The following is an 8,937-nucleotide window of genomic DNA, read 5'->3' on the forward strand; positions in this document are numbered from 1 at the left end:
CGTGTCCGCCGCCGCACTCACCCCGCAGGGCCCCGGCAGCAGCCGGCCCGTTGCGGCGCCGCTGACGGCGGTCCCCGCGGGCAGCAGTCTCGGCGTCTGCCCGGGACCGGCCCGTCTGCTCGATGGCGCCCCCGTGGGCAACGATCCGCAATTCAGCCCGGAGTCCGCCACCGCCAGGAGCGAGATCAACGCCCTGGTGCTGGGCTCCGGTGCCGGTGTCCTGCCCGGCAGCAGGCTCGCCTCGCTAACCGGCAGCACCCTGGTCGAAATTGCCAAGGCCCCACCGGCCTCCGACAGCACGGCCACGCCCAAGCCCGCAGGCGCGGTCCCGGCGGCCGGCGTTCTCTCACGGCGCAGCGTCGACGCCGCGACGGTCCTGAGCGCCGATGCACAGGCCGACCATCAGGCCTCCGCGGGGGCCGTCATGCGCTACGCGGCCGAGGATGGGGACCTCCGTGGTTCGGCGGCCACAGCCTGCCAGCAACCCGCCAACGATCTCTGGCTCGTCGGCGCCAACACCGCGCTGGGCCGGACGGCCGTGCTGAACCTCAGCAACGCCTCCAGCAGCCCGGCCACGGTCAGCCTCGAACTCTTCGGGGCCAAGGGCCCGATCCAGGCTCCCGGCAGCCGCGGACTCCTCGTCGCGCCGGGCACCACCCGCTCCGTCGTCCTGGCTGGCCTCGCCCCGGGACAGGAGCGGCTCAGCGTCCGGGTGCGCAGCGCCGGCGGCCCGGTGGCCGCGGTCATCCAGCAGAGCGTGCTGCGCGGGCTGACGCCCGGCGGCGTCGAGTTCATCGCCGCGGCCGCGGCTCCGGCCCTCCGCCAGGTGGTTTCCGGCGTCGACATCCAGGATCCGGCAGGACTGGCGGACCTCACGGGCAAATCCGGCTTCTCAGATGCGGGACCTGCCCTGCAGATCACCGTGCCCGGGCCCGCCGACGCTGTCGTCTCGATCAGGCTCTTCGGACGGGATGGCCAGAAGGCACTGCCCGGCGGCGGAGTGGTTACGGCGAAAGCCGGGTCCGTCACCGAGGTCCCCCTTTCCGGCGTGCCGGCCGGGCCCTACACCGTGGCCGCCAGCTCCGACGTCTCCTTTACGGCGGCGGCGCGCGTGAGCCGGGGCCTCAAGGCCGAGGATGCCACCGACTTCGCCTGGTCCGCGGCCTCGGCGCGGCTGGGCAGCCAACACGTTGTCCCCGTCCCCGGCTCGGGGGAGCGCTACCTCATTTTCGGCGCCCCCGACGGCCGGGCCACGATTTCGTATACGCCGATCACGGCCGACGGCAAGGTCCGCGCAGCCGCAGCCGCCGACATCGCAGGCGGCACCACGACTTCCATCAAGGTCCCGGCCGAGGTCGAGGGCTCGCCGCTCGTCGGCTACCTCGTGTCCGCCGCCGGGGAACCCGCCTACGGCGCGGTGCTGCTGCAGGAGGATGGCAGGCAGGATGTCTCGACGATGGCCATTGCCCCCGGGGCGTCGGGCCAGGAACAGGTCCCGGTCACCCTCGGGTACTGATCTCCCGGCCACTGACCGTGTCCGTCCCGGGCGTCCAGCCCCGACCCGTCCGGCCGGGGGCCCGGCCCCGAAGGGCGCGGCGGCGCTGTCAGGGCAGCGGACCTAGTATCGGCGGCGGTATACCGGGTCCAGGGACTCCGGCGGCACACCAAGCATCTCGGCGGTGTACTCCACCACGACGTCATGGACGAGGTCCTGGAGTTCCTCGCGGCTGCCGCAGGCCTGCTCGACAACGCGCCGGTACAGCGTGATCACGGGTCCCTCGTCCGGCGTGGCGGGGGAATAGGAGCCCATCGGGGCGACAGTGCGGTCCGCCACGAGCTGCTCGAGCCCGGGCGGGATCTCGTCGACGGCGAAGCGGACGCCGTCCAGCGGCTTGCCCCAGATGTCATGCAGCCGTTCGGCCGAGTCCAGCACGAAGTCGTCGAAGCGGTCCGAGCGGGTGCGGTAGCCGGGCAGCGTGGGCAGCATCAGCTCACCGCGGAGTCCCCGGCCGTGCCGGTTCCTCCGCCGCTGGCGGAAGCTCCGCGGCGCGGTGGCGCGCGCGGAACCGTCCGGTGTGGAACCGGCGTCGTGACGTCCGGCGTCCGGGTCAGCCAATCGGACCGTAAAACCCGGATCTTGGTGCGGTGACTGCATATCTCGACTCTAAACCCGGCGAATCGTTTACGCGAGACGGGCTGCGCGACCCGCCGCCAGCGCGTCGCGCGGCGTCCGGCGGCCCGGGGGAGTAGTCTCTGGTGTCGTGGGTGCCATTCGTCTTTGTTCAAGGTCAGCCTGCCGCAATTCAGCGGTGGCAACTTTGACGTACGTCTACGCCGACTCCACCGCCGTCCTGGGGCCGCTGGCTACCTACGCCGAGCCGCACTGTTACGACCTGTGCGAACAGCACGCCGGATCCCTGACCGTCCCGCGCGGCTGGGAAGTGCTCCGGCTGGCCATGCCGGCCACCCCTGCGGGCCCCGGACCCGACGACCTCGCCGCCCTTGCGGACGCTGTCCGGGAGGCGGCCACCCGGCCCAACGCACCGGAATCCGGCCAGGGCCAGCGCGCGGTCCACCCGACCCTGGCAGCGCCGGCCGCGGCCGAGGGCGCCCGCCGGGGGCATCTGCGCGTGCTGCGCGAACCGTCCTAGGCTGCAACTGGCGGTAGGCTGGGAACTGCAAAATCCGTAAGCCACCGGCGCCTGCTGCGGCGTCCACCAGGGAGCGTTCACCATGCCGAAGATCAGTCCCGAACTGTTGTCTGTCCTGAGATGCCCCGTCACCGGTTCACCCCTGGTGCAGGACGGCGAGGAACTCGTCACCACGGCGGCCGGCCCCTCCGGAGATAAGCTGCGCTACGCGATCGAGGACGGCATCCCGCTGCTGCTGCCGCCGGAACTCCTCCCCGCCGCCGCCGCGGCGCCCGCTTTCCAGCACGACGGCGGCCTTCCCGGCGCCGGCCAGGCTGAGCCGGGCCGGCACGACGCCGGGTCCCGGCACAACGCCGGCTAGGCTGCCGGCCCATCGCTTCGCCGTTCGGCACCGAAGTACTTCACAGCCACCGATAAGCACGTTCACCTTCGTCACAGGCAGCCAGGTCCCGGACCTGCCCGCCGGCCACAGCAAAGGATTCATATGACTCTCGATTACAAGATTGCGGACATCTCCCTGGCCGAGGCGGGCCGCCACCAGATCCGCCTCGCCGAGCACGAAATGCCCGGCCTGATGTCACTGCGCGAGGAGTTCGGCGCCAGCCAGCCTCTCAAGGGCGCCCGGATCGCAGGGTCCCTGCACATGACTGTGCAGACCGCCGTACTGATCGAGACGCTCACCGCGCTTGGTGCCGAGGTCCGCTGGGCCTCCTGCAACATCTTCTCCACCCAGGACGAAGCCGCCGCCGCCGTTGTGGTCGGCAACGGCACCGTCGAGGACCCCCAGGGTGTTCCCGTGTTCGCCTGGAAGGGCGAGACGCTGGAGGAATACTGGTGGACCGCGGAGCAGATCCTGACCTGGCCCGGCGCGGACGCCAACCCGGACCTCGGCCCGAACATGATCCTGGACGACGGCGGAGACGCCACCATGCTGGTCCACAAGGGCGTCGACTTCGAGGCCCTTGGCGCAGTCCCGGCCACCGCCGATGACGAGTCCGAGGAAGGCAGGGTCTTCCTCGAGGTGCTGCGCGCCTCGCTGCAGGCTGATCCGCAGAAGTGGACCCGGATCGGCTCCCGCCTGCTGGGCGTCACGGAGGAAACCACCACCGGCGTGCACCGCCTCTACCAGCTCGCGGAGCAGGGCAAGCTGCTGTTCCCGGCCATCAACGTCAACGACTCCGTCACCAAGAGCAAGTTCGACAACAAGTACGGCATCCGGCACTCCCTGCCCGACGGCATCAACCGCGCCACCGACGTCCTGATGGGCGGCAAGGTCGCCGTCGTCTGCGGTTACGGCGACGTGGGCAAGGGCGCGGCAGAGGCCTTCCGCGGCCAGGGTTCCCGCGTCATCGTCACCGAGATCGATCCCATCTGCGCGCTCCAGGCAGCCATGGACGGCTACCAGGTCGCGAAACTGGAATCCGTCCTCAGCGAGGGCCACATCTTCATCACCACGACCGGCAACAAGGACGTCATCATGGCCGAGCACATGGCCGGGATGCGCGACAAGGCGATCGTGGGCAACATCGGCCACTTCGACAACGAGATCGACATGGCCGGACTGGCCCGGATCCCCGGCATCAAGAAGGTCGAGATCAAGCCGCAGGTGCACGAGTGGGTCTTCGAGGCGGACCCGGCCACCGGAGAAGGCAGCCGTTCCATCATCGTGCTGTCCGAAGGACGCCTGCTGAACCTCGGCAACGCCACCGGACACCCGTCCTTCGTGATGAGCAACTCCTTCGCCAACCAGACGATCGCGCAGATCGAGCTTTTCACCAAGCGCGACCAGCCGGAAGGGGAGCGGGAGTACGAAAAGCAGGTCTACGTGCTGCGGAAGATCCTCGACGAAAAGGTCGCCCGGCTGCACCTCGACGCCCTCGGCGTTGAACTGACCGAGCTGTCGAAGGAGCAGGCCGAGTACCTGGACCTCGACGTTTCCGGCCCGTACAAGCCGGACCACTACCGCTACTAGGAACCGCGCCGGCGGGCTGCCACCAGGGCAGCGGCGCCGGCAGGTGACTGCGAAAGAGGGCTCCGGGCGTGCGTCCGGGGCCCTCTTCGTGACCTGATCGTGGCTGGCCGGGGGGCCGGGCGCCGCGGAAATTCGCTTATGCTTTCAAGGTAACGTCTGGAAGGACCCGAGTATCGTGAACGCCCCGAAAAGCCGGCGCACCGGCCGCAAACTTGCCCTGCTCGGAGCAGTCTGCGCACTGGCCGCGGCCGGCGGAGTGTTCGCGGCGGGCCCCGGGATGGCCCACGCCTCCTTCGCGTCCGAGGCGGTCTCGCCGGAACGCTCGACGCCGGGACTCGCCTTCCCGGTGGTGGCCCTCGCCCAGCTCGACGTCGCCCCGGCGGACGGTTCCCAGCAGGTCAACCCGGCCGCGCCCGTGACCCTGAAGGTCAAAAACGGCCGCATCGACCGCGTGGCGCTCACCAGCGGTTCCGGCGATGCCGTGGACGGAACCCTCAGCGCAGATGCCTCCAGCTGGACCGCGGCCGCACAGCTGAAGTTCAACACCCGCTACAGCTACACGTTCTCCGTGGTGGACGCCGCCGGCCGCAAGAGCAGCACCACACGCAGCTTCACGACGGTCTCCGCCGCCAACGAAGCCGACGCCGCCATCTACCCGCTGGACGGCATGAAGGTCGGCGTGGCGCAGCCGCTGCAGATCACCTTCAGCGAGCCCGTGCTGAACCGGGACGCCGTCGAGAAGGCCATCAAGATCAGCTCCACCTCCGGCCAGGCCGGCGAGTTCCACTGGTTCAGCAACACCATGGTCCGGTACCGTCCGGAAAGCTTCTGGACCGCGAACAGCACCATCACGATGGACCTGCAGCTCTTCGGAGTCGATCTTGGCAACGGGCAGATCGGCAACTTTAACAAGTTGGTCACCGTCCACGTCGGCGACAAGAAGGTCGCCGTCGCGGACGCGGCGGCCCACACCTTCACGGCCAGTGTCAACGACCAGCAGGTCGGCCAGTGGCCCGCGACCATGGGAGACACACGCTTCCCCTCGGCCCGCGGCTATCTCGTCTTCATGGAGAAGTACCGGGTGGAACACATGGACGCCTCCACGATCGGGCTCAAGCCGGGTGACCCGGCCTATTATGGCCAGCTCGACGTCAACTACGCCACGCGGTTGACCCCGAGCGGGGAGTTCATCCACCAGGCCACGGACTCCGCGATGCCCTTTCTGGGCAAGGCAAACCTCTCCCATGGCTGCGTGGGACTGGGCCCGGACGGTGCGAAATGGGTCTTCGAGAACATGACGAGCGGTGACGTGGTGCAGGTGGTCAACACCGACGGCGACTTCGCCGCCGTTGACGACGGCTTCGGGGACTGGAACATCCCCTGGGCGCAGTACGCCAACTGAGCCCGGGCCGCGGACAGCTCCGCGAAGGGCGGAACAATCCACTTGGGGGACAAGACATGGACGAGGTAGTGACGAAACCCGGCCCGGCGCGCCGGGGCGGGGACCCCGCAGGCCGGCCGCAGCCACGCAAAGGCCGCAGGACCAGCGGGAAGATGCTGGCGGTGCTGGCACTCTGCGCCGCCGTCGGTGCCGGCGGGATCGGCATCGCGACGGCGCCGGGCCGGGCCGAGGCGGAAATCCCGTCAGAGTCAGCGGCGCCGATGCGGAATGTCGCCGGCCTCGCCGCCCCCGTGGTGAAGCTCGTGGAACTCGGAGTGACCCCGGCCGACGGCGCCAAGGCCGTCAACCCGGCCGCCCCGCCCTCGGTCAAGGCGGTCAACGGGGCCGTGAAGGACGTCGTGCTGGTCCCGGCCTCCGGGGGCGGCCGCGTCCCGGGGACCACCAGCCCGGACGGCTCGACCTGGACCGCCGGGGATCCCCTGGAATTCGACACGAAGTACAAATTCGCTTTCACCATCGTGGACGGGGCCGGGCGCGAGACCCGGACGGCCCAGACCTTCGCCACCGTCGCCAAAGCCCACGAAGCGGACGCCGCCGTGTATCCGCTCAACGGCACCACCGTCGGCGCCGGCCAGCCCATCGAGATTGTCTTCAGCGAGCCGGTGCTGGACAAGGTGGCGATGGAGAAGTCCGTCGCCGTCAGCTCGTCCTCCGGCCAGGCCGTGGCGTGGCGCTGGTATTCGGACCGCCGTGTCCGGATCCGCCCTGAAACGTTCTGGGCCTCCAACAGCGAGATCACCGTGGACCTGCAGCTCTTCGGCGTCGACTTCGGCAACAGGATGATCGGCAACTCCGACACCAGGGTTTCCTTCAAAGTGGGGCCGCAGCGCCTCGCCGTCGTTGATGACATCACCAAGACCATGAACGTGTACTTCGACGGCCAGCTCGTCCGGACCGCGCCGGTTACGCTGGGGGACGCCGACTGGCTCTCACCCACCGGATTCGCCGTCATCATGGAGCAGGAACGCAACTCCAGGTTCAACGCCGGCAGCATCGGGCTCAAGCCCGGCGACAAGGGCTACTACCCGCCCCTGACAGTGGAGTACGCCAACCGCCTCACCAGCTCCGGAGTGTACGTCCACCAGGCGCTGGAATCGGCGTGGCGTGCAGTGGGCAAGTCCAACGTCTCGCATGGCTGCGTCGGCCTGCTCCCGGCGGACGCCGCCTGGTTCTTCAACAACATGTTGACCGGCGACGTCGTCCAGACCCTCAATACCGGAGCCCCGGCGGTGGAACCGCTCGAAGGCTTCGGCGACTGGAACATCCCCTGGGCACAGTACGCCAAGCGCTGACCGGACGGCCCGGGTCCGCCGGCTGCACCCCGGTTGCCTGAATCCCGGCCGCCTGAATCCCGGTCCGCTTCGGGGTGGCACCTCGCCCACTCCGAGGCTCTGGCGGTAGGCTCGGAGGCAGAAGAAGTAGCGTTGCCGGGCCCCGCCCGGGAGCGCGGACGCCTAGGGAAGCGAAGCCGCAGTGACTGACTCAAGTCCCACCCCTCCGAACCGACAGGATCCGCAGCTGGATCCGCCCGACGACGCTGACGAACCCGCCTTCGACTGGATGAAGCCGAGCACCACGGACAAGCGCTCCGCCGCGGCCTCCGACAGCTCCGCCGGGGGTGGTGCCGGCACCACTCCGGAGCACCCGCCACGGACTGACAGCACCCCAGGGTCCTCCGCGCCGGACCCGGCCTCGCGCCAGGCCGGCAGCCGCGCCGACCGCAAGGCCGCGGAAGCCGCCGTCGAACCGACCCCGAAGGTAAACGGCGCGCACTTCAGCGAACCGCTGCCCACCTCGGCGCTGCAGATCCGTCCCCCGGAGGAGGAAGTGCGGCGCCGGAACGCCGAACGTGAACAGGCGGCGAACGCCAAACCGGTGGCCCCGCGCGTGATGCAGGTCGTGCTCGCCGTCTGCTTCCCGGTCATCCTGCTGGTGCTGGCCGTCCGGACCGTCGCCAGCCCCCTGTTCCTCTGGGTGGAGTACAACCGCCCCGGTTTCCCGGGCGACGGCTACGGCTTCAACACCGACGACCGCATGACCTACGGCTCCTATGCCGTGGACTACCTCAGCAACTGGGCCGGACCGCGGTACCTGGGCGAACTCGTCAACCGCAGCGGCGACAAGCTGTTCGGGGGCGGCGAAGTCAGCCACATGGCCGACGTCAAGGTGGTCATCCTGTCCACCTTCGGCGCGGGCCTCGTGCTGATCCTGCTCAGCCTGATCGCCGTCATCTACCTGCGGCGCCGCAGCCCCGGGGGAGTGCGGCGCGGGCTGTTCGCCGGGTCCATCATCACCCTCGTGGTCATCCTCAGCCTCGGCGTACTGGCTGTGCTTGGCTGGGAACAGTTCTTCGCCGAGTTCCACAGCATTTTCTTCGCGAGCGGCACCTGGACGTTCTCGCTGCAGGACACCCTGATCCGGCTCTTCCCGGCCCAGTTCTGGGTGGACGGCGGGATCGTGATCGGGGGCCTGGTGCTGATCACCTCCCTCGTCACCCTGATCCTCACCTGGCCGACGCGCAAGCGCCGCGGGCTGCCGAAGCGCGGCGCAGCGGCAGTTGACCCGGCCGGCGACGAATCCACGGATGCCGGCCGCGCGGATGCTGACCCCGCCGGAGCTGTCCCCGCCAAGCGGTCGCTCTTCCGGCGGGACAAGGCCGGCGACGCGGCTGCCGCGGATGCCTCCGAACCGGATTCAGCTGCCGGAAGCTCCACAACCACCGGGTCACCGGACACCGGATCGCATGACACGCCGACGCGCGGATACTCCAGCACCATCTAGGAGCACCGCGAACCGGCGTCTGACAGGCAGCAGAAGCGGGGGGGGGGGGGGGGGGGGGGGGGGGGGGGGGG

At 69.7% G+C, this 8,937-nt stretch carries 8 protein-coding genes; 7 read left to right on the forward strand and 1 reads right to left on the reverse strand.

Annotation, left to right across the window (positions count from 1 at the left end):
- Nucleotides 1–1,516: DUF5719 family protein (locus QCD75_RS21335; protein WP_301231512.1), on the forward strand; the 1,516-nt coding region annotated here is incomplete at its 5' end.
- Nucleotides 1,517–1,618: 102 nt separating this feature from the next.
- Here QCD75_RS21335 and QCD75_RS21340 read toward each other — a convergent pair.
- Entirely contained in the window at nucleotides 1,619–2,155 is a 537-nt protein-coding gene (locus tag QCD75_RS21340; RefSeq protein WP_301231514.1) for a metallopeptidase family protein, read from the reverse strand.
- Between the two features lie 106 nt (nucleotides 2,156–2,261).
- Between QCD75_RS21340 and QCD75_RS21345 the strand changes: the two genes are divergently transcribed.
- From QCD75_RS21345 to QCD75_RS21370, 6 genes are all read left to right on the forward strand, one after another.
- The gene (locus QCD75_RS21345; protein WP_301231515.1) at nucleotides 2,262–2,651 is read left to right on the forward strand and encodes a DUF3499 domain-containing protein; all 390 of its coding nucleotides are present in this window, start codon (nucleotides 2,262–2,264) and stop codon (nucleotides 2,649–2,651) included.
- An 82-nt stretch (nucleotides 2,652–2,733) separates the two neighbouring features.
- Nucleotides 2,734–3,012, forward strand: a complete 279-nt coding sequence (locus QCD75_RS21350) for a Trm112 family protein (RefSeq protein ID WP_301231517.1) — start codon at nucleotides 2,734–2,736, stop codon at nucleotides 3,010–3,012.
- 123 nt (nucleotides 3,013–3,135) lie between these two features.
- A complete protein-coding gene (ahcY, locus tag QCD75_RS21355) occupies nucleotides 3,136–4,623 on the forward strand; it encodes an adenosylhomocysteinase (RefSeq protein ID WP_301231518.1) in 1,488 nt (495 codons plus the stop codon).
- 175 nt (nucleotides 4,624–4,798) lie between these two features.
- Nucleotides 4,799–6,025 carry a L,D-transpeptidase gene (locus QCD75_RS21360; RefSeq protein ID WP_301231520.1) on the forward strand — a complete coding sequence of 409 codons (1,227 nt, stop codon included), beginning with the start codon at nucleotides 4,799–4,801 and terminating at the stop codon, nucleotides 6,023–6,025.
- A gap of 68 nt (nucleotides 6,026–6,093) precedes the next feature.
- Nucleotides 6,094–7,377 carry a L,D-transpeptidase gene (locus tag QCD75_RS21365; RefSeq protein WP_301231521.1) on the forward strand — a complete coding sequence of 428 codons (1,284 nt, stop codon included), beginning with the start codon at nucleotides 6,094–6,096 and terminating at the stop codon, nucleotides 7,375–7,377.
- A 181-nt stretch (nucleotides 7,378–7,558) separates the two neighbouring features.
- Nucleotides 7,559–8,866, forward strand: coding sequence for a TIGR01906 family membrane protein (locus QCD75_RS21370; protein WP_301231522.1), 1,308 nt, complete (start codon nucleotides 7,559–7,561; stop codon nucleotides 8,864–8,866).
- The last annotated feature ends 71 nt before the right edge of the window (nucleotides 8,867–8,937 follow it).

The sequence above is a fragment of the Arthrobacter sp. PsM3 genome (assembly GCF_030433895.1).
Lineage (GTDB): Bacteria > Actinomycetota > Actinomycetes > Actinomycetales > Micrococcaceae > Arthrobacter.